Below are 25,052 nucleotides of genomic sequence, written 5' to 3' on the forward strand. Positions count from 1 at the left end.
ATCAAAACCATCGCGATGGAAGATGGTCTGCGTTTCGCTATCCGTGAAGGCGGTCGTACCGTCGGCGCTGGCGTCGTAGCCAAAGTCATCGAGTAATCGGCGACTCATGAAAAAGCCCCCGCTTGCGGGGGCTTTTTTATTGGGTTGACACTCTGTGGGGCCGTCTATAGAATTGCGCCTCCTTTTAACGGGCGTATTGCGCCCGGTGGGAATAGCAGCCTGGAGTCTGAAATCCAATGCAAAATCAGCAAATCCGTATCAGGTTGAAGGCTTTCGACCATCGCCTGATCGACCAATCCACCCAGGAAATCGTGGAAACCGCGAAACGTACTGGTGCTCAAGTGCGTGGTCCTATTCCACTGCCTACCCGTAAAGAGCGGTTCACCGTTCTGGTCTCCCCGCACGTCAACAAAGACGCGCGTGACCAGTACGAGATCCGTACTCATAAGCGCGTACTGGACATCGTCCAGCCAACGGATAAAACCGTTGATGCTCTTATGAAGCTTGATCTTGCGGCAGGTGTGGAAGTGCAGATCAGCCTCGGCTAAGACTCGGTCTTAGTCGTGTAACGCTCTGAAATGGGCGGCCATAGCGGGTGAAAGCCCCGTACACTCATGAGGTTTACAACATGACTATTGGTGTAGTCGGTCGTAAATGCGGTATGACCCGTATTTTCACCGAAGAAGGTGTCTCCATTCCGGTCACGGTCATTGAGATCGAGCCGAATCGCGTCACCCAGTTCAAAACTGAAGAAACCGATGGCTATCGTGCAGTGCAAGTCACTGTAGGTGAGCGTCGTGCTTCGCGCGTGACTGCTGCTCAGGCAGGTCACTTCGCTAAAGCGAACGTTGCTGCCGGTCGTGGCGTTTGGGAATTCCGCCTTGAAGAAGGCGAGTACCAAGCTGGCGATCTGATCAATGCAGAAATCTTCGCAGCTGGCCAACTGGTAGATGTTACCGGTCAGTCGAAAGGTAAAGGCTTCGCCGGTACCATCAAGCGTTGGAATTTCCGCGGTCAAGATAACACCCACGGTAACTCCGTTTCCCACCGCGTCCCGGGCTCTATTGGCCAGTGCCAGACTCCTGGTCGTGTATTCAAGGGCAAAAAAATGTCCGGTCATATGGGCGCTGAGCGCGTGACCGTGCAGTCCCTGGAAGTAGTGCGCGTCGACGCTGAACGCAATCTGTTGTTGGTCAAGGGTGCTGTTCCTGGCGCTACTGGCGGCAACCTGGTTGTACGTCCGGCGGCCAAGGCTCGCGGTTAAGGGGAAGCTGACATGCAATTAAATGTAAATGACGCTCAAGCGATCGAAGTTTCCGAACTGACATTTGGCGGCGAATTCAACGAGACGCTGGTTCACCAAGCAGTCGTGGCCTACATGGCCGGCGGCCGTCAAGGTAGCAAGCAGCAAAAGACCCGTTCCGACGTTTCCGGTGGCGGCAAGCGCCCATGGCGTCAGAAAGGTACTGGCCGTGCTCGTGCCGGTACTATCCGTAGCCCAATCTGGCGTGGCGGCGGTACCACTTTCGCAGCTCGTCCACAGGATCACTCCCAGAAGCTGAACAAGAAGATGTATCGCGCAGCAATGCGTTCCATCCTTGCTGAGCTGGTGCGTACTGATCGTCTGGTCGTGGTTCAGGATTTCGCTGTTGAAACTCCGAAGACCAAAGATCTGCTGGGCAAGCTGAACAACATGAGTCTGACCGACGTTTTGATCGTGTCTGACGCTGTTGATCAGAACCTGTACCTGGCTGCTCGTAACCTGCCACACGTTGATGTACGTGACGTGCAAGGTTCCGATCCAGTTAGTCTGATCGCATACGACAAAGTGTTGATCACTGTGTCGGCCGTGAAGAAATTCGAGGAGCTGCTGGGATGAACCAGGAACGCGTATTTAAAGTTCTGCTTGGCCCGCACGTTTCCGAGAAGGCTACGGTTCTGGCAGACAAGAAAGGCCAGTTCGTTTTCAAGGTTGCTACTGATGCAACCAAGCTGGAAATCAAGAAGGCCGTCGAAAGCCTGTTCAGCGTGAAAGTGGAGCGCGTTACTACCCTGAACGTTCTGGGTAAGAGCAAGCGTACCGCTCGCGGTCTGGGCAAGCGTAATGACTGGAAGAAGGCAGTTATCTCCCTTCAGCCAGGCCAAGATCTCGATTTCAGCAGCAGTGCTGAGTAAGGAAGGGGTGCATCATGGCAATCGTTAAATGCAAACCGACTTCCCCTGGCCGCCGTTTTGTGGTCAAGGTGGTCAACCAGGAGCTGCATAAAGGCGCTCCTCACGCACCGCTGCTCGAGAAGAAATCGAAGTCTGGTGGTCGTAACAACAATGGCCGTATTACCACTCGTCACGTTGGTGGTGGTCATAAGCAGCACTACCGTCTGGTCGACTTCCGTCGCAACGACAAAGATGGCATCGCTGCCACTGTCGAGCGTATCGAATACGATCCAAACCGTACTGCTCACATCGCTTTGCTGCTGTACGCAGACGGCGAGCGTCGCTACATCATCGCCCCTAAAGGCGTGAGCGCTGGCGACCAGCTGATCGCAGGTGCTCTGGCACCGATCAAGCCGGGCAACGCTCTGCAACTGCGTAACATTCCAGTTGGTAGCACCGTACACGGCATCGAACTGAAGCCAGGTAAAGGCGCGCAAATCGCTCGTTCCGCTGGTGCTTCGGCTCAGCTGATCGCTCGTGAAGGTGTCTACGTGACCCTGCGTCTGCGTTCCGGTGAGATGCGTAAAGTCCTGGCTGAATGCCGTGCGACCCTGGGCGAAGTCTCGAACTCCGAGCACAGCCTGCGTTCGCTGGGTAAAGCTGGTGCCAAACGCTGGCGTGGCGTTCGCCCAACCGTTCGTGGTGTTGCCATGAACCCGGTTGACCACCCACATGGTGGTGGTGAAGGTCGTACCTCTGGTGGTCGTCATCCGGTATCGCCATGGGGCTTCCCGACTAAGGGCGCGAAGACTCGTGGTAATAAGCGTACCGACAAAATGATCGTCCGTCGTCGCAAGTAAATAGAGGGATACGACAGTGCCACGTTCTCTGAAAAAAGGTCCTTTTATTGATCTTCACCTACTGAAGAAGATCGAAGTGGCGGCGGAAAAGAACGATCGCAAACCAGTTAAGACCTGGTCGCGCCGTTCCATGATCCTGCCACAAATGGTCGGTCTGACCATTGCTGTGCATAACGGTCGTCAACATGTTCCAGTTCTCGTGAACGAAGACATGGTCGGCCACAAACTGGGCGAGTTCGCCGGTACCCGTACATATCGCGGGCACGTGGCTGACAAGAAAGCCAAGCGTTAAGGGGTAAGGAACGATGGAAGTAGCCGCTAAGTTGTCGGGCGCTCGAATCTCCGCCCAGAAAGCCCGCTTGGTCGCCGACCAGATCCGCGGGAAGAAGGTGGGCGAAGCGCTCAACCTGTTGGCTTTCAGCAGTAAGAAAGCCGCCGAGATCATGAAGAAAGTGCTGGAGTCGGCCGTAGCCAACGCCGAGCATAACGAAGGCGCAGACGTTGATGACCTGAAGGTCTCCACCGTTTTCGTCAACGAAGGGCGTTCGCTGAAGCGCATCATGCCACGTGCCAAAGGCCGTGCTGATCGCATCGTCAAGCGGTCTTGCCATATCACTGTCAAGGTTGCTGACAAGTAACGGAGTCGAAGAGATGGGTCAGAAAGTACATCCCATTGGCATTCGCCTGGGAATCGTCAAGGAGCACACCTCCGTCTGGTACGCAGACGGTCGGACTTATGCGGACTATTTGCTCGCAGATCTGAATGTGCGTGAGTACCTCCAAGACAAACTAAAAAGCGCGTCCGTAAGCCGTATCGATATCCATCGTCCGGCTCAAACTGCACGCATCACCATCCACACCGCTCGTCCCGGCATCGTGATCGGCAAGAAAGGTGAAGATGTTGAGAAACTGCGTCAGGACCTGACCAAGCAAATGGGTGTGCCTGTGCACATCAATATCGAAGAGATCCGCAAGCCGGAGCTCGACGGTATGCTGGTTGCCCAGAGCGTAGCTCAGCAGCTGGAGCGTCGTGTAATGTTCCGTCGCGCTATGAAGCGCGCAGTACAGAACGCCATGCGCATTGGTGCCAAAGGCATCAAAATCCAAGTGAGCGGTCGTCTCGGCGGTGCTGAAATCGCACGTACTGAATGGTATCGCGAAGGTCGTGTGCCACTGCACACCCTGCGTGCCGATATCGACTATGCCACCTACGAAGCTCACACCACTTACGGTGTGATCGGTGTGAAGGTTTGGATCTTCAAAGGCGAAGTAATTGGTGGTCGCCAAGAAGAGCTGAAGCCACAAGCACCTGCGCCTCGTAAAAAAGCTGCTAAGTAAGGGGTACGCCAAATGTTGCAACCAAAGCGTACGAAGTTCCGCAAGCAAATGACCGGCCACAACCGTGGTCTGGCATTGCGCGGTAGCAAAGTCAGCTTCGGCGAGTTCGCGCTGAAGTCTGTTGCTCGTGGTCGTCTCACCGCTCGTCAGATCGAGTCAGCGCGTCGTGCTCTGACCCGTCACGTAAAACGTGGCGGCAAGATCTGGATCCGTGTATTCCCGGACAAGCCTATTTCCAAGAAGCCACTCGAAGTTCGGATGGGTAAAGGTAAGGGTAACGTCGAATACTGGGTTGCCCAGATTCAGCCAGGCAAAGTCCTGTATGAAATCGAGGGTGTTTCTGAAGAGCTGGCGCGTGAGGCTTTCGCCCTGGCTGCTGCAAAGCTGCCGCTCGCCACCTCCTTTGTTAAACGGACGGTGATGTGATGAAAGCGAATGAACTTCGTGAAAAATCCGCACAGCAGCTGAACGAGCAACTGCTCGGCCTGCTGCGCGACCAGTTCAATCTGCGCATGCAGAAGGCAACTGGCCAGTTGGGGCAGTCTCATCTGCTCTCGCAAGTTAAGCGTGACATCGCTCGCGTGAAGACTGTGCTCAACCAGCAGGCAGGTAAGTAATCATGGCTGAAGCCGAAAAAACTGTCCGTACGCTGACTGGCCGTGTTGTCAGCGACAAGATGGACAAGACCATCACCGTTCTGATCGAGCGTCGCGTTAAGCACCCTATCTACGGTAAATACGTTAAGCGTTCGACTAAGCTGCACGCGCACGACGAAACCAACCAGTGCCACATCGGCGACAAAGTCACTATTCGTGAAACTCGTCCGATGGCCAAGACCAAGTCTTGGGCTCTGGTTGATGTTCTCGAACGCGCTGTGGAAGTCTAAGGGCTAAGGGTCGGAGAAATTATATGATTCAGACTCAATCCATGCTCGATGTGGCCGATAACAGCGGCGCTCGCCGCGTTATGTGCATCAAGGTGCTGGGTGGCTCCCATCGTCGTTACGCTGGTATCGGTGACATCATCAAAGTTACCGTCAAGGAAGCAATTCCTCGCGGTAAGGTGAAGAAAGGTCAAGTGATGACTGCTGTTGTAGTCCGCACTCGCCATGGCGTCCGTCGTGCTGACGGCTCCATCATCCGCTTTGATGGCAACGCTGCTGTTCTGTTGAACAACAAGCAAGAGCCGATCGGCACCCGTATCTTTGGGCCAGTGACCCGTGAACTTCGTACTGAGAAGTTCATGAAGATCGTCTCGCTCGCCCCAGAAGTGCTGTAAGGAGATCCGACATGCAAAAGATTCGTCGTGACGACGAGATCATCGTGATCGCCGGCAAAGACAAGGGTAAGCGCGGTAAGGTGCTTAAGGTTCTCGCTGACAACCGTCTAGTTGTTGGTGGTCTGAACCTGGTTAAGCGTCATACCAAGCCTAACCCGATGTCGGGCGTACAGGGCGGTATCGTCGAGAAAGAAGCGCCACTGCACGCTTCCAACGTCGCCATTTTCAACGGCGAAACCAACAAGGCTGACCGCGTTGGTTTCAAAGTAGAAGACGGCAAAAAAATTCGTGTCTTCAAGTCGACCCAAAAAGCGGTTGATGCTTGAACACTGCTAGGTAGAAGACCATGGCACGACTACAAGAGATTTACCGGAAGGAAATCGCTCCGAAACTTAAGGATGAACTTAAGCTTTCGAACGTGATGGAAGTTCCGCGCGTTACCAAAATCACCCTGAACATGGGTCTGGGCGAAGCGATCGGCGACAAAAAAGTCATCGAGCACGCTGTTGCTGACCTGGAAAAGATCACCGGCCAGAAAGTCGTTGTGACCTACGCTCGGAAATCCATCGCTGGCTTTAAAGTCCGTGAAGGTTGGCCGATCGGCGTCAAAGTGACCTTGCGCCGTGAGCGTATGTACGAGTTCCTGGATCGTCTGCTGTCGATCTCCCTGCCTCGGGTTCGCGACTTCCGCGGCCTGAATGCCAAGTCCTTCGACGGTCGTGGCAACTACAGCATGGGCGTGAAAGAGCAGATCATCTTCCCGGAAATCGACTACGACAAGATCGATGCTCTCCGCGGTCTGGACATTACCCTGACCACCACTGCCAAGAACGATGATGAAGGCCGCGCTCTGCTGCGTGCTTTCAAATTCCCGTTCCGCAACTGATTGGAGTAGGAAAATGGCCAAGAAGAGCATGAAAAACCGTGAGCTGAAGCGTCAGCTCACCGTTGCCAAGTACGCCACCAAGCGTGCAGCGCTGAAAGCTATCATCGTCGATCTGAACGCAAGTCCAGAAGCGCGTTGGGAAGCTACCGTAGCTCTGCAGAAGCAGCCACGTGACGCAAGCGCTTCGCGCATGCGTAACCGCTGCCGCCTGACTGGTCGTCCGCACGGCGTTTACCGCAAGTTCGGCCTCGGCCGTAACAAGCTGCGTGAAGCTGCAATGCGTGGTGACGTACCAGGTCTGGTTAAAGCCAGCTGGTAATAGCTATCAAAGTCGCGGTGTTCGGGGTCGCAAGATCCTGACCACCGGTGGCCTTGAACATGAATCAAGCCCCTTTTGGGGCTTGATTCATTTCTGGGGTGTGTCTAGAATGACCGGCTCGCCTGAGCCCGTGTTTTTTGCCCGGAATTTCTCGGCGACAAGCTGTAGCCGCAAGGCTCATTTTTTTTGTATCAGGAGCGTCTAGCCCATGAGTATGCAGGACCCGTTAGCGGACATGCTAACTCGAATCCGTAATGCCCAGATGGCTGAAAAGTCCGTCGTAAGCATGCCGTCTTCCACGCTGAAGGTGGCTGTAGCAAAAGTCCTGAAGGACGAAGGTTACATCGCGGGTTATCAGATCAGCAGCGAAACCAAGCCACTGCTGTCCATCGAGCTGAAATACTTCGAAGGCCGTCCGGTCATCGAGGAAGTGAAGCGCGTTAGCCGTCCAGGCCTGCGTCAGTACAAGTCCGTTGAAGATCTGCCGAAAGTTCGTGGCGGTCTCGGCGTGTCTATCGTCTCCACCAACAAAGGTGTGATGACTGATCGTGCTGCGCGCGCTGCCGGTGTCGGCGGCGAAGTTCTTTGCACTGTGTTCTAAGGGGGGATAAGCATGTCTCGCGTCGCTAAGAACCCCGTTAAGCTGCCAGCTGGTGTTGAAGTTAAATTCGCCGGCCAACAGCTTTCGGTGAAGGGTGCCAAGGGCACTCTCGAACTGAACGTACACTCGTCCGTTGAAATTGTTCAGGAAGCTGGTGAGCTGCGTTTCGCTGCTCGCAATGGCGACCAACAAACTCGCGCAATGGCCGGTACCACTCGTGCGTTGGTAAACAACATGGTCCAAGGCGTAAGCCAAGGCTTCGAGCGCAAGCTCCAGCTGGTCGGTGTTGGTTACAAGGCACAAGCAAAAGGCACAGTGCTGAACTTGGCCCTTGGCTTCTCGCATCCAGTGGACTACGAGCTGCCGGAAGGCATCACCGCTGAGACTCCTAGCCAGACCGATATCCTGATCAAGGGCATCGACAAGCAGCTGGTAGGTCAAGTGGCCGCTGAGATCCGCGACTTCCGTCCGCCAGAGCCTTACAAAGGTAAAGGTGTGCGCTACGCGGACGAAGTCGTCCGTCGTAAAGAAGCCAAGAAGAAGTAGGGCATAGCAAATGACCGACAAAAAAGTTACTCGACTGCGTCGCGCTCGCAAAGCACGCCTGAAAATGCACGAACTCGAAGTCGTGCGTCTCTGCGTGTTCCGCTCTTCGCAGCACATCTACGCCCAGGTCATTTCGGCCGACGGCAACAAGGTCCTGGCAAGTGCCTCGACTTTGGATAAAGAACTGCGTGATGGCGCCACTGGCAACATCGACGCGGCCACTAAGGTTGGCCAGCTGGTCGCTACGCGTGCAAAAGCCGCTGGCGTCTCGCAGGTGGCTTTCGACCGCTCTGGCTTCAAGTACCACGGCCGCGTCAAGGCGCTGGCTGATGCTGCTCGTGAAGCTGGGCTGGAGTTCTAAGTTATGTCAAATAACGACCAAAAGCGCGACGAAGGCTACATTGAGAAGCTGGTTCAAGTTAACCGCGTAGCCAAAACCGTAAAAGGCGGCCGTATCTTCACTTTCACCGCGTTGACCGTGGTTGGTGATGGTAAAGGTCGCGTTGGCTTCGGCCGTGGCAAGTCGCGTGAAGTGCCTGCTGCGATCCAGAAGGCAATGGAAGCTGCTCGCCGCAACATGATCCAAGTTGATTTGAACGGCACCACCCTGCAGTACGCAATGAAGTCCGCTCACGGCGCTTCGAAGGTGTACATGCAGCCTGCTTCTGAAGGTACCGGTATCATCGCTGGCGGCGCTATGCGTGCTGTCCTCGAGGTTGCTGGCGTTCAGAACGTTCTGGCCAAGTGCTACGGCTCGACTAACCCAGTAAACGTGGTTCACGCCACTTTCAAGGGTTTGAAAGCAATGCAGTCCCCTGAATCCATTGCCGCCAAGCGTGGCAAAAGCGTCCAGGAGATCATCTGATCATGGCTACCGTTAAAGTAACGCTGATCAAAAGCATGACCGGCCGTATCCCTAACCACAAACTGTGCGTTAAGGGTCTGGGTCTGCGTCGCATCGGTCACACTGTAGAAGTCCAGGATACTCCCGAGAACCGCGGGATGATCAACAAGGCTTACTACATGCTGCGTGTCGAGGGTTAATCGATGAAACTCAATGATCTGAGTCCAGCGCCGGGTTCCCGTCGCGAAAAGCATCGTCCGGGCCGTGGTATCGGTAGTGGTTTGGGTAAGACTGGTGGCCGTGGTCACAAAGGTCAGACTTCCCGCTCCGGTGGCACCATTGCTCCAGGCTTTGAAGGCGGTCAACAGCCGCTGCATCGTCGCCTGCCAAAGTTCGGTTTCGTATCCCTGAAGGCCATGGACCGCGCAGAAGTGCGTCTGTCCGAGCTGGCTAAAGTGGAAGGCGACATCGTCACCGTGCAGTCCCTGAAAGATGCCAACGTGATTAACCAAAACGTACAGCGTGTGAAAATCATGCTGTCCGGCGAAGTTACTCGCGCTGTGACTATCAAGGGCATCGCAGCCACCAAAGGTGCGCGTGCGGCTATCGAAGCAGCTGGCGGCAAGTTCGAGGAATAAATGGCTAAGCAAGGTGCTCTCTCTGCGCTCGGCAAAGGCGGTATGTCTGAACTCTGGGCTCGTCTGCGTTTTCTGTTCTTGGCGATTATCGTCTACCGAATAGGCGCACACATCCCGGTTCCAGGTATTAACCCTGACCGACTCGCAGACCTGTTTCGACAGAATGAGGGGACCATTCTTAGCTTGTTCAACATGTTTTCCGGCGGCGCGCTGGAACGGATGAGCATCTTTGCACTGGGGATCATGCCGTACATCTCGGCATCGATCATCATGCAGCTGATGACCGCCGTCAGCCCTCAGCTGGAGCAGTTGAAGAAGGAAGGTGAAGCTGGCCGTCGCAAGATCAGCCAGTACACCCGCTACGGCACTGTCGTCCTAGCTCTTGTTCAGGCCATCGGCATGTCCGTTGGCCTGGCGGGGCAGGGCGTTGCGTTCACTGGTGACTTTGGCTTCCATTTCGTCGCGGTATCCACTTTTGTGGCTGGTGCGATGTTCATGATGTGGCTGGGTGAGCAGATTACTGAGCGTGGTGTTGGCAACGGTATCTCGATGTTGATTTTCGCAGGTATCGTCGCCGGTCTTCCGAGAGCGATCGGGCAGTCTTTCGAGTCTGCGCGTCAGGGTGATATCAACATTTTTGCCCTGGTTGCCATCGGTTTGCTGGCAGTAGCGATTATCGGTTTTGTGGTGTTCATTGAGCGTGGCCAGCGTCGTATTGCTGTTCACTATGCCAAGCGTCAGCAGGGCCGCAAGGTGTTTGCTGCGCAGACTAGCCACTTGCCGCTGAAAGTGAATATGGCAGGCGTTATTCCTGCTATTTTCGCGAGCAGCATTTTGCTGTTCCCGGCTTCGTTGGGTGCCTGGTTCGGTCAGTCTGAAGGTATGGGCTGGTTGCAGGACATCTCGCAGTCGATCGCTCCTGGTCAGCCGTTGAATATTCTGCTGTTTAGTGCAGGGATTATTTTCTTCTGCTTCTTCTATACGGCGTTGATGTTCAATCCGAAAGACGTAGCGGAAAACCTGAAGAAGTCCGGTGCCTTTATTCCGGGCATCCGTCCAGGTGAGCAGTCTGCGCGCTACATTGATGGCGTTCTGACCCGCTTGACCATGTTCGGTGCTCTATATATGACGGCCGTCTGCCTGTTGCCCCAGTTCCTGGTGGTTGCAGCAAACGTTCCGTTCTACCTTGGCGGGACCTCGTTGCTGATCGTGGTCGTGGTTGTTATGGACTTTATGTCGCAAGTACAATCGCACCTCGTTTCGCACCAGTACGAATCCCTGATGAAGAAAGCCAACCTGAAGGGTTACGGCAGCGGCATGCTGCGCTGACCCATAAGGTTCGAGGAGTTGGTGATGAAAGTTCGTGCATCGGTGAAAAAGCTGTGCCGTAACTGCAAGATTATTCGCCGCGAAGGTGTTGTTCGAGTAATTTGCAGCGCGGAACCGCGTCACAAACAGCGCCAAGGCTGAGTGTGATTGTGCTTCAAGCCCAGCAGCTAGTGCGCTGCTGGGTTGATTATTTGTTATTACAGCGATATTATCTCGCGCCCTATTTCTTGGCTTCCGGGGCGTAGGTAGCTGTCAATTGGAGTCCCACTGAATGGCCCGTATTGCAGGCGTTAACATTCCAGATAACAAGCATACTGTTATCTCGCTGACCTACATCTATGGTGTTGGTCGCACGACTGCGCAGAAAATCTGTGCAGAGACTGGGGTCAACCCAGCCGCAAAGATCAAGGATCTGAGCGACGAGCAAATTGAACAGCTGCGTGGCGAAGTGGCGAAGTTCACCACTGAAGGTGACCTGCGTCGCGAAATCAACATGAAAATCAAACGCTTGATGGATCTGGGCTGCTACCGCGGTCTGCGCCATCGTCGTGGTCTTCCAGTGCGCGGTCAGCGTACCAAGACCAACGCGCGTACTCGCAAAGGTCCGCGTAAGCCGATCCGCAAGTAATCGCACCAGCGAATCGACAGGAATTTAGTCATGGCAAAACCTGCTGCTCGTCCTCGTAAAAAGATTAAAAAGACAGTGGTTGATGGCATCGCCCACATCCACGCGTCTTTCAACAACACCATCGTGACCATCACCGACCGTCAAGGTAACGCTCTTTCCTGGGCAACCTCCGGTGGTTCGGGTTTCCGCGGTTCCCGCAAGTCCACCCCGTTCGCTGCTCAAGTAGCTGCTGAGCGTGCTGGTCAAGCTGCGCTGGAATATGGCCTGAAAAACCTCGACGTTAACGTCAAGGGCCCAGGTCCAGGTCGTGAATCCGCAGTCCGCGCTTTGAACGGCTGTGGCTACAAGATCGCCAGCATCACCGACGTGACGCCAATCCCGCATAACGGGTGCCGTCCGCCGAAGAAGCGCCGCGTGTAATCCAGGAGATTGTAAAGAATGGCTCGTTACATTGGTCCAAAATGCAAACTGGCTCGTCGCGAAGGCACCGATCTCTTCCTGAAGAGCGGCGTGCGCGCTATCGAATCCAAGTGCAACATCGAAGCAGCACCTGGTATCCACGGCCAGCGCCGCGGTCGCCAGTCCGACTACGGCACCCAACTGCGTGAAAAGCAGAAGGTCCGTCGTATCTACGGCGTTCTCGAGCGTCAATTCAGCGGCTACTACAAAGAAGCTGCTGGCAAGAAGGGTGCAACCGGTGAAAACCTGCTGCAACTGCTCGAATGCCGTCTGGACAACGTTGTATACCGTATGGGCTTCGGTTCGACTCGTGCCGAATCCCGTCAGCTGGTATCGCACAAGTCGATCAGCGTAAACGGTCAGACCGTTAACGTTCCGTCCTACCAGGTTCGTGCTGGTGACGTGGTTGCTGTTCGCGAGAAAGCAAAAAACCAACTTCGCATTGTCCAAGCTCTCGATCTGTGTGCCCAACGTGGCCGCGTAGAATGGGTAGAAGTAGACACTGAGAAGAAGTCGGGCGTTTTCAAGAACGTTCCAGCTCGCAGTGATCTGTCCGCCGACATCAACGAAAGCCTGATTGTCGAGCTCTACTCCAAGTAAGGGCTAGAAAATAGGTGCATCCATGCAGATTTCGGTAAATGAGTTCCTGACACCCCGCCATATTGATGTGCAGGTTGTCAGTCCAACCCGCGCCAAGATCACCCTCGAGCCTCTCGAGCGTGGTTTTGGCCACACCCTGGGCAACGCGCTGCGCCGCATCCTGTTGTCCTCAATGCCCGGCTGTGCAGTAGTCGAGGCCGAGATTGACGGTGTGCTCCACGAGTACAGCGCCATCGAAGGTGTACAGGAAGACGTAATTGAAATCCTGTTGAACCTTAAAGGTCTGGCTATCAAGCTGCACGGCCGTGACGAAGTTACGCTGACCTTGTCGAAGAAGGGTTCGGGGGTGGTTACCGCTGCCGATATTCAGCTGGATCATGATGTCGAGATCGTTAACCCCGATCACGTAATCGCTAACCTGGCGTCTAACGGCGCCCTGAACATGAAGCTCGTAGTAGCTCGTGGTCGTGGTTATGAACCGGCAGACTCGCGTCAGAGCGATGAAGACGAAAGCCGCAGCATCGGTCGCTTGCAGCTTGACTCTTCGTTCAGCCCGGTTCGCCGTATCGCATACGTGGTGGAAAACGCCCGTGTCGAGCAGCGTACCAACCTGGACAAGCTGGTTATTGATCTGGAAACCAACGGTACCCTGGATCCTGAAGAGGCTATCCGTCGTGCTGCAACCATCCTGCAACAGCAGTTGGCTGCGTTCGTCGACCTCAAGGGTGACAGTGAGCCAGTGGTAATCGAGCAGGAAGACGAGATCGATCCGATCCTGCTTCGCCCGGTTGACGATCTGGAACTGACTGTACGTTCGGCTAACTGCCTTAAGGCGGAAAACATTTACTACATCGGCGACCTGATTCAGCGTACCGAAGTAGAACTGTTGAAGACTCCGAACCTTGGCAAGAAATCCTTGACTGAAATCAAGGACGTTCTGGCCTCCCGCGGTCTGTCCCTCGGCATGCGCCTCGACAACTGGCCGCCTGCAAGTCTTAAGAAGGACGACAAGGCGACTGCCTGATCGTCGTAATCACCGAACGTTGTGTTTGGTAAGGAATGAACCATGCGTCATCGTAAAAGTGGTCGTCACCTGAGCCGCACCAGCTCGCACCGCAAGGCCATGTTCCAAAACATGGCGGTGTCGCTGTTCGAGCACGAGCTGATCAAAACTACACTGCCGAAAGCTAAAGAACTGCGCCGCGTTGCTGAGCCGCTGATCACTTTGGCCAAGACAGACAGCCTGGCTAACCGCCGTCTGGCTTTCGACCGTACTCGTTCGAAAGCTATCGTTGGTAAGCTCTTCAACGACCTGGGCAAGCGTTACGCTACCCGTGAGGGTGGCTACCTGCGCATCCTCAAGTGCGGTTTCCGCGCTGGCGACAACGCGCCTATGGCGTACGTCGAGTTGGTTGATCGTGCTGTCGGCGGTGAAGCTGTATCCGCTGAGTAAGACGTCAAATACAAAGAACCGGGCCTAGTGCCCGGTTTTTTGTGTCTGCTGTATTAGAAAATTTCTATCGATAGCAATCATTTAATGCATTTGATGCTGTCATCTTGATGGTCGATACTCTTCGTCAGCCGATTAGCCGGCAGTTCCAAGACTGACAGAGGAAGATTGAGCATGAGCCAAAACAAAACGCTTACCACCGCAAGTGGCGCTCCAGTCGCCGATAACCAGAATTCCCGTTCTGCTGGCCCTCGTGGCCCGCTGCTGCTCGATGATTTTCATCTGATCGAGAAGCTTGCCCACTTCAACCGTGAAAACATTCCTGAGCGTCGCGTACACGCCAAGGGCTCGGGTGCCTACGGCACTTTCACTGTGACCCGCGACATTACCGAATACACCAGCGCCAAGCTTTTCGAGTCCGTGGGTAAGCAGACTCCTACTTTCCTGCGGTTCTCCACCGTAGGTGGCGAGCGTGGTTCGGCTGATACCGAACGCGACCCGCGCGGTTTTGCCCTGAAGTTCTATACCGAAGAAGGTAACTGGGACATCGTCGGCAACAACACGCCTGTGTTCTTCATTCGCGATCCACTGAAGTTTCCCGACTTTATCCACACCCAGAAACGTCTGCCGCAGAGCAACCTGAAGAGCGGCCAGGCCATGTGGGACTTCTGGTCACACTCTCCCGAGGCGCTGCACCAGGTTACCATCCTGTTCTCGGATCGCGGGATTCCGGACGGCTATCGTCATATGCACGGCTTCGGTAGCCACACCTACAGCTTGATCAACGCCAAGGGCGAGCGTCACTGGGTGAAATGGCACTACAAGACCCGGCAGGGCATCAAGAACCTGGCACCGGCCGAGGCTGCCCGCCTGGCGGGTACCGATCCGGATTACGCCCAACGTGACCTGTTCAACGCGATCGAACGCGGCGACTTCCCGAAATGGAGCGTATGCATTCAGATCATGACCGAGGCTGAGGCGGCCGCTCACTACGAGAACCCGTTCGACGTGACCAAGACCTGGTCGCAGAAGGAGTTCCCGCTGATCGAGGTCGGTGAGCTGGAGTTGAACCGCAACCCGCTGAACTACTTCGCAGAAGTCGAGCAGGCTGCCTTTGGTCCTAGCAACATGGTTCCAGGCGTCGGCCTGTCGCCGGACCGCATGCTGCAAGGCCGCGTATTCGCTTACGCCGACGCTCATCGCTATCGTGTCGGCACCAACCACCAGCAACTGCCGGTCAATGCCCCGCGCAGCCCGGTGAACAGCTACCAGCGCGACGGCTCTATGGCCTTTGGCAGCAATGGTGGCGCGGCGCCGAACTATGAGCCGAACAGCTACGCCGATGCGCCGAAGCAGGCTCCTCGCTACGCGGAGCCGGCGCTGGCCCTCAGCGGTGCGGCGGACCGTTACGATCACCGCGAAGACACCGACTACTACAGCCATGCGGGCGCTCTGTTCCGCCTGATGAATGATCAGCAGCAAGCCCTGTTGATCAACAACATCGCCGGCGCAATGGCGGGTGTCAGCTCGGACGTGGTCCAGCGTCAACTGCAGCATTTCTTCAAGGCTGACCCGGCTTATGGAGAAGGAATCGCAAAGGCGTTGGGCGTACAGCTTAACTAAGTCTAAACGAGAAGCAGAACCGCCCTCATTTGGGCGGTTTTTGCGTTTTTTCGGCTACTTTTCTCTGAAAATCTTCACTTTGTTAGCGTTTTTACAGTGACCTGCAAGTCAGCTTGGTTCAAAATACAGACTTTCAAGCAGGGAGATGTAGGGCGATGCAAGGTCACCCGGACGTAATCGATTACCTCAACACGTTGCTGACGGGCGAACTGGCGGCGCGTGACCAATATTTCATCCACTCGCGTATGTATGAGGACTGGGGCTTCAGCAAGCTCTACGAGCGCATCAATCACGAGATGGAAGAAGAGACTCAACATGCCGATGCATTGATGCGTCGCATCCTGATGCTCGAGGGCACGCCACGCATGCGCCCTGACGATCTGGATATCGGTACCACCGTGCCGGACATGTTCGCCGCCGACCTGCGCCTGGAGTACAAGGTCCGCGCTGCACTGTGCAAAGGCATCGAACTGTGCGAGAAGCACAAGGACTATGTCAGCCGCGACATCCTGCGTGTGCAGTTGGCCGATACCGAAGAAGACCATACCTACTGGCTGGAAAAGCAGTTGGGGCTGATCAAGTCGATCGGTCTGGAAAACTACCTGCAGTCGCAGTTCTGATGTCCTAGCCCGCGTCTGCAGGCAAATGCGGGACTGACGAGCACAAAAAAGCCCCTGCCATTTCACAATGGCCGGGGCTTTTTCATTGGGCTCAGGCCCGGTCGCGGGTCAGCAGTGGCTTGAGGTAGTAGCCGGTATGGGATTGCGGCATTTCTGCCAGCTGCTCCGGCGTACCCTCGGCAATGATCTGTCCGCCCTTGGAACCGCCTTCCGGCCCCAGGTCCACCAGCCAGTCGGCGGTCTTGATCACGTCCAGGTTGTGCTCGATCACCACCACGGTGTTGCCGTGGTCACGCAGGCGATGCAGAACGTCCAGCAACTGCTGGATATCGGCAAAGTGCAGGCCGGTGGTCGGTTCGTCGAGGATGTAGAGGGTCTTGCCGGTGTCACGCTTGGACAGCTCGCGAGACAGCTTGACCCGCTGCGCCTCACCGCCGGACAAGGTCGTCGCCGACTGCCCCAGCTTGATGTAGGAAAGCCCCACATCCATCAGCGTCTGCAGCTTGCGCGCCAGCGCCGGCACCGGGTCGAAGAACTCCCGCGCTTCCTCGATGGTCATTTCCAGGACCTCGTGGATGCTCTTGCCCTTGTACTTGATCTCAAGGGTTTCGCGATTGTAGCGCTTGCTCTTGCACACATCGCACGGCACGTAGATGTCCGGCAGGAAGTGCATTTCCACCTTGATCAGGCCGTCGCCCTGGCAGGCTTCGCAGCGTCCGCCCTTGACGTTGAAGGAGAAGCGGCCCGGACCGTAGCCGCGCGAGCGCGATTCGGGTACCCCGGCAAACAGTTCGCGGATCGGCGTGAACAGCCCGGTGTAGGTCGCCGGGTTGGAGCGCGGGGTGCGACCGATCGGGCTTTGATCGATATCCACCACCTTGTCCAGGTGCTGCAGGCCATTGATGCTGTCGTGCGCAGCGGCTTCCAGCGTGGTCGCGCCGTTCAGCGCCGTGGCGCTGAGGGGGAACAGGGTGTTGTTGATCAGGGTCGACTTGCCCGAGCCGGAGACACCGGTCACGCAGGTCAGCAGGCCGATCGGAATCTCCAGATCGACGTTGCGCAAGTTGTTGCCGCGAGCCCCTTTTAGGGACAGTGAAAGCTTTTTGTTACGCGGCGTACGCTTGGCCGGCACGGCGATTTTCACGCGCCCTGACAGGTATTTGCCGGTCAGCGAGTCGGGATGGGACATCACCTCGTCGGGAGTGCCCTCGGCGACGATCTGTCCGCCATGCACGCCAGCGCCCGGGCCGATGTCCACCACATAGTCGGCCAGGCGAATGGCGTCCTCGTCGTGTTCGACCACGATCACCGTATTGCCGATATCCCGCAGGTGTTTCAGGGTGCCCAGCAAGCGATCGTTGTCGCGCTGGTGCAGGCCGATGGAGGGTTCGTCGAGGATGTACATCACCCCCACCAGGCCGGCGCCGATCTGGCTGGCCAGACGAATACGCTGCGCTTCGCCGCCGGACAGGGTATCGGCGCTGCGATCCAGGGTCAGGTAATCCAGGCCGACATTGACCAGGAACTGCAGGCGCTCGCGGATTTCCTTGAGGATCTTGTCGGCAATCTCGCCACGGCGTCCGGTTAGCGACAGGGTGCCGAAGTAATCGGTGGCATCGCCGATCGGCAGACTGGTAACGGCCGGCAACGTCTTCTCACCGACCCACACGTGGCGGGCTTCGCGACGCAGGCGGGTGCCGCGGCAATCCGGGCACGGCTGGGTGCTGAGGAACTTGGCCAGCTCCTCACGCACGGTGGCCGACTCGGTCTCGCGGTAGCGGCGTTCCAGGTTCGGCACTATGCCTTCGAACGGGTGGGAGCGTTTGACGATATCGCCACGATCGTTGAGGTACTTGAAGTCGACGTTCTGCGTGCCGCTGCCGTTGAGAATGACCTTCTGCTGGTCGGCCGGCAGCTGGTTGAACGGTACTTCCAGGCTGAAGCCGTAATGCGATGCCAGCGAGCCAAGCATCTGGAAGTAATAGACGTTGCGCCTGTCCCAGCCGCGAATCGCCCCTTCGGCCAGGGTCAGCTCGCCATTGACCAGGCGCTTGATGTCGAAGAACTGCTTGACCCCCAGGCCATCGCAGGTCGGGCAGGCACCGGCCGGGTTGTTGAAGGAGAACAGCTTGGGTTCCAGTTCGCTGATGGCGTGGCCACAGATCGGGCAGGCGAAGCGCGCGGAAAAGATGATTTCTTCACCGGGTTCGTCGTCCATCGGCGCCACCAGGGCGATACCGTCGGCCAGCTTCAGCGCGGTCTCGAAGGACTCGGCCAGACGCTGCTGCAGGTCGGCGCGGACCTTGAAGCGGTCGACCACCACATCGATCGAGTGCTTCTTCTGTTTATCCAGCTTCGGCAGCTCATCCAGCTCGTAGAGCTTGCCGTTGACACGGGCGCGGACGAAGCCCTGGGCGCGCAGTTCCTCGAAGACCGACAGGTGCTCGCCCTTGCGCTCGCGAATCACCGGCGCCAGCAGCATCAGCTTGCTGCCTTCCGGCTGGGCCAGCACCAGGTCGACCATCTGGCTGACGGTCTGAGCTTCCAGCGGGATGTCGTGATCCGGGCAGCGTGGCGTACCCACGCGCGCATACAGCAGGCGCAGGTAGTCGTAGATCTCGGTGATGGTGCCCACGGTGGAGCGCGGGTTGTGCGAAGTGGATTTCTGCTCGATGGAAATTGCCGGCGACAAACCTTCGATGGTGTCGACGTCGGGTTTTTCCATCATCGACAGGAATTGCCGGGCATAGGCCGACAGCGACTCGACATAACGGCGCTGCCCTTCGGCGTACAGCGTATCGAACGCCAGGGACGATTTGCCGGATCCGGACAGGCCGGTGATGACGATCAGTTTGTCCCGTGGCAGGGTCAGGTCGATGTTCTTCAGGTTGTGGGTTCGGGCCCCACGAATCAGGATCTTGTCCAAAGTGGCCTCGCTCGGCGGGCGTCGAAAACGTAGGAGTATAAGGGCAAATACTGGATGGATGCACACTATCAAATGAGGTCTGTGCAGCCGTAGATGAAACCTGCGCGGCAAAGCGTCGCCATATACCCCGTCAATCGATCGGACTGGTAGAATCGCCGCCGGTTCACACGAGGTTTTTCCATGCATGATCCCCACAGCGAGCGCATGAGTGGCGCCGAGACCCGCGCGGCAAGCGGTCTGGCCCTGGTGTTCGCCTTCCGTATGCTTGGCATGTTCATGGTGTTGCCGGTCCTGGCGACCTATGGGATGGACCTGGCGGGAGCGACCCCGGCCCTGATTGGATTGGCGATCGGCGCTTACGGCCTGACCCAGGCGATTTTCCAGATCCCGTTCGGGATCATTTCCGACCGCATCGGCCGTCGTCCGGTGATTTACCTGGGGCTGATCGTCTTTGCCCTGGGCAGTTTGCTGGCGGCCAACGCCGATTCGATCTGGGGCGTGATCGCCGGGCGCATCCTGCAGGGCGCCGGGGCGATTTCCGCGGCGGTCATGGCGCTGTTGTCGGACCTGACCCGCGAGCAGCACCGGACCAAGGCCATGGCCATGATCGGCATGACCATCGGCCTGTCCTTTGCCGTGGCCATGGTGGCCGGCCCGCTGATGACCCGCGCTTTCGGCTTGCCCGGGCTGTTTTTCGCCACCGGCGGCATGGCGTTGCTGGGCATTTTCATCGTCGCCTTCATGGTGCCGCACTCGACCGGCCCGTTGCAGCACCGCGAATCCGGGGTCGCGCGCCAGGCCCTGTTGCCGACGCTCAAGCACCCGGACCTGCTGCGCCTGGATCTTGGTATCTTCGTGTTGCACGCGATGCTGATGTCGAGCTTCGTCGCCTTGCCGCTGGCCCTGGTGGAAAAAGCCGGCCTGCCCAAGGAACAGCACTGGTGGGTCTACCTCACCGCGCTGTTGATCTCCTTCTTCGCCATGATCCCGTTCATCATCTACGGCGAGAAGAAACGCAAAATGAAACGAGTTCTGCTGGGCGCGGTCAGTACGCTGCTGCTCACCGAGCTATTCTTCTGGGAGTTCGGCGACAGCCTGCAGGCGCTGGTGATCGGCACGGTGGTGTTCTTCACCGCGTTCAACCTGCTGGAAGCTTCGCTGCCGTCGCTGATCAGCAAGGTTTCACCGGCCGGCGGCAAGGGCACGGCCATGGGGGTCTACTCCACCAGCCAGTTCCTCGGTTCGGCGCTGGGCGGCATTCTCGGCGGCTGGTTGTTCCAGCATGGCGGTTTGTCGGTTGTATTCCTGGGTTGCGCAGGGTTGGCTGCACTCTGGCTGGCCTTTGCTGTTACCATGCGCGAACCACCTTACGTGACGAGCCTGCGCTTGCCGTTATCGCCCGAAGCGATCCGCGAAGCCGGTCTGGTCGAGCGCCTGAAGGCCGTTGTTGGGGTAACAGATGCAGTGATGGTGGCCGAAGAAGCCGCCATTTACATCAAATTGGACACCGAATTATTGGATCGCGCGACCCTCGAGCAGCTGGTCAACCCAGCCCGATCGGCGTGCGAAGCCTAGGAGAACGTTATGGCCCGTGGGGTTAACAAAGTCATATTGGTCGGCACTTGCGGCCAGGATCCTGAAGTTCGCTACCTGCCTAACGGTAACGCCGTGACCAACCTGAGTCTGGCCACCAGCGAACAATGGACCGACAAGCAGACCGGCCAGAAGGTCGAGAAGACCGAGTGGCACCGTGTGTCGATGTTCGGCAAGGTTGCGGAAATCGCCGGTGAGTACCTGCGCAAAGGTTCGCAGGTCTACATCGAAGGCAAGCTGCAGACCCGCGAGTGGGAAAAAGACGGCATCAAGCGTTACACCACTGAAATCATCGTCGACATGCAGGGCACCATGCAGCTGCTGGGCGGCCGTCCTCAGGGCGACCAGGGCCAGGGCATGGGCAACTCCGCGCCACGTCCGCAGCAGTCGCGTCCGCAGCCTTCGCAGGCGCCACAACGCGAATCGCGTCCAGCGCCTCAGCAGTCCTCGCCGCAGCCGGCGCAGAACTTCAATGACAGCTTCGATGACGATATTCCGTTCTAAGAGAGCCCTCTTGGCAACGGCATGAAGAAAGCCCGTAGCGCGTAAACGCTACGGGCTTTTTGCTTTCCATCTATCGCGAATTCGGTGCTGGGGACGAGGTCCCCAGCAAGGTGCTGCCTGGCAGAGTCAACGGCTGCCCGCCAGAAACTCATCGGTGGACACCAGGCTGGCGTAGGCGAACCCCAGGGACGACATGAACGCGGCATGCACCTGGGCCGCCGGCACTACCACACCATTGAATTCGAGGTCGCGGGTGGCACAGGCGTCATGGATCACCGTGACGTCGTAACCCAGGTCGGCGGCGGCGCGGGTGACGCCGTCGATGCACATGTGGCTCATGCTGCCGACCACCACCAGTTGTTCGATGCCGTGCTGGTCAAGAATGGCCTTGAGCTCGGTTTCGCGGAACGAGTTGACGAAGTGCTTGAGCACCACCGGCTCGTCGGCGCGGTTGCTGACCTTCGGATGCAGTTGCGCGCCGCTGGAGCCGGGGGTGAAGAACGGTGCGCTGTCGGAGGTGAATTCGTGGCGGATGTGCACCACCTGCTGGCCGCTGTCGCGGAAGGCCTGGATCAGCCGCGCGGCGTTGTCAGCGGCGGCTTCGACACCGACCAAGGGCCACTTGCCGTTGGGGAAGTAGTCGTTCTGGATATCGACTACGATGAGCGCTTGCTTGGCCATGGGTGTTTCCTCTGAAGTAGTGGTTGGCTGTGGAGTCCAGTATTGGCTCCGGCGGGCCGGTCGAGGATTGGCCGCACCGACAATAGAAGGGGGAAAACTGACAATGGGTATGGAAAGCGCAGTCGCCGAACTGGGCGTGCTGATCTATCCCGGCGCACAGATGGCCGCGGTGCATGGCTTGACCGACCTGTTCGAGGTCGCCAACCGCATTGCCGCCGAACAGCGCAGCACACAGTTGCCGCTGCTGCGCATCAGCCACTGGCAGGCCCAGGCCGACCAGGCGCCCGTACGGGTGTACGACAGTCACTCGGGTGCTGACGGTCCATTGCTGGCGGTGCTGATCCCACCCTCGGTGGCCGGTTTTTCCCAGGCGCAGGCACCGCAGGCGCTGATCCAATGGCTGCGCCAGCAGCATGCCAATGGCGCGACCCTGGGCGGGGTCTGTGTCGGTTCGATCCTGCTGGCCGAAAGCGGCCTGCTCGACGGCCGCAGCGCCACCACTCACTGGAGCTCGGCGAAGCAGTTCGCCGAGCGCTACCCGAACATCCGCCTGAACGCCGACAAGCCGATCGTCGACGACGGCGACCTGATCACCACCGCCGGCCTGATGGCCTGGTCCGAGCTGGGGCTGCGCATGGTCGACCGCCTGCTGGGCCCGAGCATCGCCAGCGGCACCGCGCGTTTCCTGGTGATCGAACACAGCGACAGCGCCAGCCAGTGCGGCAGTAACTTCGCGCCGATCCTAGGCCATGGCGACGCGGCGATCCTCAAGGTGCAGCACTGGCTGCAGGCCAATGGCGCGGTGGACGTTTCCCTCGCCGTCATGGCGCAGCAGGCCGGGCTGGAGGAGCGCACCTTCCTGCGGCGCTTTCGGACCGCAACCGGGCTCAAACCCACCGAATATTGCCAGCACTTGCGGGTAGGCAAGGCACGGGAAATGCTCGAGTTCACCAACGGCACCATCGACCATATCGCCTGGACGGTCGGTTACCAGGACCCGGGGGCGTTCCGCGCCACCTTCAAGAAGATCACCGGGCTTGCGCCCAGCGAGTATCGCGCGCGTTTCGGCGTGACACTGCCGGCGCGGACCGGGCAGGGCTGACCCCGCGGGTCGTGCAAAATACCGGGCGTCGCCGGCCGATCGTGCAAAATAAAACAGGCGCAATGCCAGCAGCGATGGCCTGGAGCGCTTATTCCATGGGGGCATTCGACTTCCCCCTGGCCTTGGCGTGATCCCTGCACCCTGGTTTGTACATTCATCACGCCGATGACGAAGGGGGACGCATGACCCCGACGCAATGCAAGAAGCTGGTGGTCGCCCACTCGGTCCATCCGGGGGCCTCGCAGCATGTCGTGGAGACCAATCGCGCGCTGGCCCGCTGGCTGGCGCAGATCCTCGGGTTGCAGTTCGCCGGTGACTACGACCCGCTCGTGCATGGGCAGAGCGAGCTGTACCTGTTGCCGACGCAGACCATCGTCGGCCCCGCCGCGGCCCGGCAATTGCGGCTCAAGGGGCCGGACGACCTGTGGGGCGGGTATGTCGAGCATGACTTTATCTGCACCAAGGCCATTACCCATGGTCTGTTGAACAGGAACGCCGTGGCCCCGCCGGGCTGGGCGCCGCTGTTCTCCCTGCGGGTGCGCAATGTGGTGCTGGACGGCCTGAGCGTGTTTTCCCTGAATGACGCCCGGCCAGCGGCCAGTCATTTGCTTTACAGCGGGCCGATCCGCATGAAACCGATCCATGCCTGCGCCGGTCGCGGCCAGCAGGTGATCGAGAGCCTGGAGCGCTTCGACGAGATGCTGGCGCAACCGGACGTCGCCCGGCAGTTCAATCAAGGCGTGGTCCTGGAGCAGGATCTGCAACAGGTGGCCACCTACAGCGTCGGCCAGTCCTTTATCGCCGGCCACGTCCTCAGTTACTGCGGCCAGCAGTACCTGACCGAAGACTCCGACAGCGAGCAGGTCTACGGCGGTTCCGAGCTGTTGGTGGTGCAGGGTGGCTACCCTGAGTTGCTGGCGCTGCAACTGCCGCAGCAAGTGCGCCTGGCGGTGCAGCAGGCGCGGGTTTTCGACGCCGCCGCCGATGAGGCCTATCCCCGATTCTTCGCCTCCCGGCGCAACTACGACATCGCCCAGGGCCTGGACGCCGAAGGCCGGCAGCGCAGCGGCGTACTCGAGCAATCGTGGCGCATGGGCGGTGCCAGCAGCGCCGAAGTGGCGGCTTTGCAGGCCTTTATCGAGCATCCGGACATGCGCGCGATTCGTGTGTCCGCGGTGGAAACCTATGTCGACCGGCCCTTGCCGGCCGATGCCATCGAGGTCTATCGCGGGCCCGCGGAACACAGTGACTTTCTTCTCAAATATGTAACGGTCCAATCCTATGACGGCTAGAAGCGAAAGCATTCAAATCGACATCGATGACGAGCAGATGCGCGGGACTTTCCTCAGCCCCAAGTCGAAAGTCCCCGGCGTACTGTTTGTCCACGGCTGGGGCGGTAGCCAGGAGCGCGACCTGGAGCGCGCCCGCGGCATCGCCGGGCTGGGTTGCGTGTGCCTGACCTTCGACCTGCGGGGCCACGCCGGCAGCGGCATCCCGCTGAACCGGGTGACCCGCGAAGACAACCTGCGCGACCTGTTGGCGGCCTATGACCGCCTGCTGGCCCATCCGGCCCTCGATACCTCGGCGATCGCCGTGGTGGGCACCAGTTATGGCGGCTACCTGGCGAGTATCCTGACCTCGCTGCGACCGGTGCGCTGGCTGGCATTGCGGGTGCCGGCGCTGTACCGCGACGAAGCCTGGAACAGCCCCAAGCGCGACCTGGACAAGGTCGACCTGCTGGATTACCGCAGCAGCCTGGTGCGTGCCGACAGCAACCGGGCGCTGCATGCCTGTTCGACGTTCACCGGGGATGTGCTGCTGGTGGAATCGGAAAACGACGAGTATGTGCCCCACGCCACGTTCATGAGCTACCGCGCGGCCTGCCAGCAGACCCATTCCATGACCCACCGGATCATCGACGGCGCTGACCATGCCCTGAGCGATCCCGTGTCGCAGCAGGCCTACACCTCGATCCTGGTGGACTGGATCACGGAAATGGTGGTGGGAGAACGCTTGAGCATCATTCAGTCGCGATAGTCGCAAGCGCTGGTTGAATGAGGCGCGCAAGCTCGC

Annotated in this window: 38 protein-coding genes; 36 read left to right on the forward strand and 2 right to left on the reverse strand. The window is 58.1% G+C overall.

The genetic code is table 11. The annotated features are described in order from the left end of the window. The 31 genes from AC07PQ_RS23995 to bfr form a co-directional block, all read left to right on the forward strand. Positions 1 to 96, forward strand: a 96-nt coding sequence (locus AC07PQ_RS23995; RefSeq protein ID WP_080966996.1) for an EF-Tu C-terminal domain-related protein, incomplete at its 5' end; no start/stop codon positions are given. Positions 97 to 236: 140 nt separating this feature from the next. Continuing rightward, the gene (gene rpsJ / locus AC07PQ_RS24000; protein WP_003186070.1) at positions 237 to 548 is read left to right on the forward strand and encodes a 30S ribosomal protein S10; all 312 of its coding nucleotides are present in this window, start codon (positions 237 to 239) and stop codon (positions 546 to 548) included. 80 nt (positions 549 to 628) lie between these two features. Further along, entirely contained in the window at positions 629 to 1,264 is a 636-nt protein-coding gene (gene rplC / locus AC07PQ_RS24005; RefSeq protein ID WP_007924205.1) for a 50S ribosomal protein L3, read from the forward strand. A 12-nt stretch (positions 1,265 to 1,276) separates the two neighbouring features. Further along, the gene (gene rplD / locus AC07PQ_RS24010; RefSeq protein WP_007924200.1) at positions 1,277 to 1,879 is read left to right on the forward strand and encodes a 50S ribosomal protein L4; all 603 of its coding nucleotides are present in this window, start codon (positions 1,277 to 1,279) and stop codon (positions 1,877 to 1,879) included. Beyond that, on the forward strand, positions 1,876 to 2,175 hold the full coding sequence (rplW, locus tag AC07PQ_RS24015; protein WP_002555488.1) for a 50S ribosomal protein L23: 300 nt from the start codon (positions 1,876 to 1,878) through the stop codon (positions 2,173 to 2,175). Before rplD ends, rplW begins: the two co-directional genes overlap by 4 nt. 14 nt (positions 2,176 to 2,189) lie before the next feature. Continuing rightward, a complete protein-coding gene (rplB, locus tag AC07PQ_RS24020; RefSeq protein ID WP_007924198.1) occupies positions 2,190 to 3,014 on the forward strand; it encodes a 50S ribosomal protein L2 in 825 nt (274 codons plus the stop codon). A 16-nt stretch (positions 3,015 to 3,030) separates the two neighbouring features. Next, positions 3,031 to 3,306 (forward strand): 30S ribosomal protein S19, encoded by a 276-nt coding sequence (gene rpsS / locus AC07PQ_RS24025; protein ID WP_002555486.1) that lies wholly within the window; start codon positions 3,031 to 3,033, stop codon positions 3,304 to 3,306. Positions 3,307 to 3,319: 13 nt separating this feature from the next. Then, on the forward strand, positions 3,320 to 3,652 hold the full coding sequence (rplV, locus tag AC07PQ_RS24030; protein WP_003103908.1) for a 50S ribosomal protein L22: 333 nt from the start codon (positions 3,320 to 3,322) through the stop codon (positions 3,650 to 3,652). 13 nt (positions 3,653 to 3,665) lie between these two features. Further along, positions 3,666 to 4,352 (forward strand): 30S ribosomal protein S3, encoded by a 687-nt coding sequence (rpsC, locus tag AC07PQ_RS24035; protein WP_007924192.1) that lies wholly within the window; start codon positions 3,666 to 3,668, stop codon positions 4,350 to 4,352. A gap of 12 nt (positions 4,353 to 4,364) precedes the next feature. Next, the gene (rplP, locus tag AC07PQ_RS24040) at positions 4,365 to 4,778 is read left to right on the forward strand and encodes a 50S ribosomal protein L16 (RefSeq protein ID WP_003228729.1); all 414 of its coding nucleotides are present in this window, start codon (positions 4,365 to 4,367) and stop codon (positions 4,776 to 4,778) included. Next, the gene (gene rpmC, locus AC07PQ_RS24045) at positions 4,778 to 4,969 is read left to right on the forward strand and encodes a 50S ribosomal protein L29 (RefSeq protein WP_002555481.1); all 192 of its coding nucleotides are present in this window, start codon (positions 4,778 to 4,780) and stop codon (positions 4,967 to 4,969) included. The genes rplP and rpmC overlap by 1 nt, the downstream gene beginning before the upstream one ends. Before the next feature lie 2 nt (positions 4,970 to 4,971). After that, the gene (gene rpsQ / locus AC07PQ_RS24050; protein ID WP_003194644.1) at positions 4,972 to 5,238 is read left to right on the forward strand and encodes a 30S ribosomal protein S17; all 267 of its coding nucleotides are present in this window, start codon (positions 4,972 to 4,974) and stop codon (positions 5,236 to 5,238) included. A gap of 23 nt (positions 5,239 to 5,261) precedes the next feature. Further along, the gene (gene rplN, locus AC07PQ_RS24055; RefSeq protein ID WP_002555479.1) at positions 5,262 to 5,630 is read left to right on the forward strand and encodes a 50S ribosomal protein L14; all 369 of its coding nucleotides are present in this window, start codon (positions 5,262 to 5,264) and stop codon (positions 5,628 to 5,630) included. A gap of 11 nt (positions 5,631 to 5,641) precedes the next feature. Next, the gene (gene rplX, locus AC07PQ_RS24060) at positions 5,642 to 5,956 is read left to right on the forward strand and encodes a 50S ribosomal protein L24 (RefSeq protein WP_003186046.1); all 315 of its coding nucleotides are present in this window, start codon (positions 5,642 to 5,644) and stop codon (positions 5,954 to 5,956) included. Between the two features lie 20 nt (positions 5,957 to 5,976). Further along, on the forward strand, positions 5,977 to 6,516 hold the full coding sequence (gene rplE / locus AC07PQ_RS24065; protein ID WP_007924186.1) for a 50S ribosomal protein L5: 540 nt from the start codon (positions 5,977 to 5,979) through the stop codon (positions 6,514 to 6,516). A gap of 13 nt (positions 6,517 to 6,529) precedes the next feature. Further along, positions 6,530 to 6,835 (forward strand): 30S ribosomal protein S14, encoded by a 306-nt coding sequence (gene rpsN, locus AC07PQ_RS24070; RefSeq protein WP_003228726.1) that lies wholly within the window; start codon positions 6,530 to 6,532, stop codon positions 6,833 to 6,835. A gap of 208 nt (positions 6,836 to 7,043) precedes the next feature. Beyond that, on the forward strand, positions 7,044 to 7,436 hold the full coding sequence (rpsH, locus tag AC07PQ_RS24075; RefSeq protein ID WP_003228724.1) for a 30S ribosomal protein S8: 393 nt from the start codon (positions 7,044 to 7,046) through the stop codon (positions 7,434 to 7,436). A gap of 12 nt (positions 7,437 to 7,448) precedes the next feature. Beyond that, positions 7,449 to 7,982 (forward strand): 50S ribosomal protein L6, encoded by a 534-nt coding sequence (rplF, locus tag AC07PQ_RS24080; protein WP_007924185.1) that lies wholly within the window; start codon positions 7,449 to 7,451, stop codon positions 7,980 to 7,982. A gap of 10 nt (positions 7,983 to 7,992) precedes the next feature. Beyond that, on the forward strand, positions 7,993 to 8,343 hold the full coding sequence (rplR, locus tag AC07PQ_RS24085) for a 50S ribosomal protein L18 (protein ID WP_003186037.1): 351 nt from the start codon (positions 7,993 to 7,995) through the stop codon (positions 8,341 to 8,343). 3 nt (positions 8,344 to 8,346) lie between these two features. Continuing rightward, entirely contained in the window at positions 8,347 to 8,847 is a 501-nt protein-coding gene (gene rpsE / locus AC07PQ_RS24090) for a 30S ribosomal protein S5 (RefSeq protein ID WP_007924184.1), read from the forward strand. A 2-nt stretch (positions 8,848 to 8,849) separates the two neighbouring features. Further along, positions 8,850 to 9,026 carry a 50S ribosomal protein L30 gene (gene rpmD, locus AC07PQ_RS24095; RefSeq protein WP_003176408.1) on the forward strand — a complete coding sequence of 59 codons (177 nt, stop codon included), beginning with the start codon at positions 8,850 to 8,852 and terminating at the stop codon, positions 9,024 to 9,026. A 3-nt stretch (positions 9,027 to 9,029) separates the two neighbouring features. Continuing rightward, positions 9,030 to 9,464: a 50S ribosomal protein L15 gene (rplO, locus tag AC07PQ_RS24100; protein WP_007924183.1), complete on the forward strand. Its 435-nt coding sequence runs from the start codon at positions 9,030 to 9,032 to the stop codon at positions 9,462 to 9,464. Continuing rightward, a complete protein-coding gene (gene secY, locus AC07PQ_RS24105; protein WP_007924182.1) occupies positions 9,465 to 10,793 on the forward strand; it encodes a preprotein translocase subunit SecY in 1,329 nt (442 codons plus the stop codon). It begins immediately after the preceding gene. Between the two features lie 24 nt (positions 10,794 to 10,817). Beyond that, positions 10,818 to 10,934, forward strand: coding sequence for a 50S ribosomal protein L36 (rpmJ, locus tag AC07PQ_RS24110; RefSeq protein WP_002555468.1), 117 nt, complete (start codon positions 10,818 to 10,820; stop codon positions 10,932 to 10,934). 130 nt (positions 10,935 to 11,064) lie between these two features. After that, positions 11,065 to 11,421, forward strand: a complete 357-nt coding sequence (gene rpsM, locus AC07PQ_RS24115) for a 30S ribosomal protein S13 (protein WP_009045849.1) — start codon at positions 11,065 to 11,067, stop codon at positions 11,419 to 11,421. Positions 11,422 to 11,451: 30 nt separating this feature from the next. Next, a complete protein-coding gene (gene rpsK, locus AC07PQ_RS24120) occupies positions 11,452 to 11,841 on the forward strand; it encodes a 30S ribosomal protein S11 (RefSeq protein WP_007924177.1) in 390 nt (129 codons plus the stop codon). An 18-nt stretch (positions 11,842 to 11,859) separates the two neighbouring features. Then, positions 11,860 to 12,480, forward strand: coding sequence for a 30S ribosomal protein S4 (rpsD, locus tag AC07PQ_RS24125; RefSeq protein ID WP_003176404.1), 621 nt, complete (start codon positions 11,860 to 11,862; stop codon positions 12,478 to 12,480). Positions 12,481 to 12,502: 22 nt separating this feature from the next. Further along, positions 12,503 to 13,504 carry a DNA-directed RNA polymerase subunit alpha gene (locus AC07PQ_RS24130; RefSeq protein WP_007924176.1) on the forward strand — a complete coding sequence of 334 codons (1,002 nt, stop codon included), beginning with the start codon at positions 12,503 to 12,505 and terminating at the stop codon, positions 13,502 to 13,504. Between the two features lie 42 nt (positions 13,505 to 13,546). Next, positions 13,547 to 13,933, forward strand: coding sequence for a 50S ribosomal protein L17 (gene rplQ, locus AC07PQ_RS24135; RefSeq protein WP_007924175.1), 387 nt, complete (start codon positions 13,547 to 13,549; stop codon positions 13,931 to 13,933). A gap of 171 nt (positions 13,934 to 14,104) precedes the next feature. Next, positions 14,105 to 15,553 (forward strand): catalase, encoded by a 1,449-nt coding sequence (locus AC07PQ_RS24140; protein ID WP_007924174.1) that lies wholly within the window; start codon positions 14,105 to 14,107, stop codon positions 15,551 to 15,553. A gap of 155 nt (positions 15,554 to 15,708) precedes the next feature. Then, positions 15,709 to 16,173: a bacterioferritin gene (gene bfr / locus AC07PQ_RS24145; protein WP_007924173.1), complete on the forward strand. Its 465-nt coding sequence runs from the start codon at positions 15,709 to 15,711 to the stop codon at positions 16,171 to 16,173. A 91-nt stretch (positions 16,174 to 16,264) separates the two neighbouring features. Here the strand turns inward: bfr and uvrA are convergent, their stop codons facing one another. Then, on the reverse strand, positions 16,265 to 19,099 hold the full coding sequence (uvrA, locus tag AC07PQ_RS24150; RefSeq protein WP_007924172.1) for an excinuclease ABC subunit UvrA: 2,835 nt from the start codon (positions 19,097 to 19,099) through the stop codon (positions 16,265 to 16,267). A gap of 180 nt (positions 19,100 to 19,279) precedes the next feature. On the opposite strand from uvrA, the gene AC07PQ_RS24155 reads away from it, so the two are divergent. Next, entirely contained in the window at positions 19,280 to 20,674 is a 1,395-nt protein-coding gene (locus AC07PQ_RS24155) for an MFS transporter (RefSeq protein WP_493186593.1), read from the forward strand. Between the two features lie 9 nt (positions 20,675 to 20,683). Further along, positions 20,684 to 21,196 carry a single-stranded DNA-binding protein gene (locus AC07PQ_RS24160; protein ID WP_007924170.1) on the forward strand — a complete coding sequence of 171 codons (513 nt, stop codon included), beginning with the start codon at positions 20,684 to 20,686 and terminating at the stop codon, positions 21,194 to 21,196. Between the two features lie 126 nt (positions 21,197 to 21,322). Here AC07PQ_RS24160 and AC07PQ_RS24165 read toward each other — a convergent pair whose 3' ends face one another. Beyond that, positions 21,323 to 21,877: a cysteine hydrolase family protein gene (locus AC07PQ_RS24165; RefSeq protein ID WP_493186592.1), complete on the reverse strand. Its 555-nt coding sequence runs from the start codon at positions 21,875 to 21,877 to the stop codon at positions 21,323 to 21,325. A gap of 103 nt (positions 21,878 to 21,980) precedes the next feature. Between AC07PQ_RS24165 and AC07PQ_RS24170 the strand changes: the two genes are divergently transcribed. The 3 genes from AC07PQ_RS24170 (at position 21,981) to AC07PQ_RS24180 (ending at position 25,016) form a co-directional block, all read left to right on the forward strand. Next, positions 21,981 to 22,979: a GlxA family transcriptional regulator gene (locus tag AC07PQ_RS24170; RefSeq protein WP_493186591.1), complete on the forward strand. Its 999-nt coding sequence runs from the start codon at positions 21,981 to 21,983 to the stop codon at positions 22,977 to 22,979. Between the two features lie 182 nt (positions 22,980 to 23,161). Continuing rightward, positions 23,162 to 24,271, forward strand: a complete 1,110-nt coding sequence (locus AC07PQ_RS24175) for a DUF3182 family protein (protein ID WP_493186590.1) — start codon at positions 23,162 to 23,164, stop codon at positions 24,269 to 24,271. Continuing rightward, positions 24,261 to 25,016, forward strand: a complete 756-nt coding sequence (locus AC07PQ_RS24180; RefSeq protein ID WP_493186589.1) for an alpha/beta hydrolase family protein — start codon at positions 24,261 to 24,263, stop codon at positions 25,014 to 25,016. The genes AC07PQ_RS24175 and AC07PQ_RS24180 overlap by 11 nt, the downstream gene beginning before the upstream one ends. Positions 25,017 to 25,052 lie beyond the last annotated feature (36 nt).

This window comes from Pseudomonas sp. GW821-FHT09E12 (assembly GCF_059416085.1).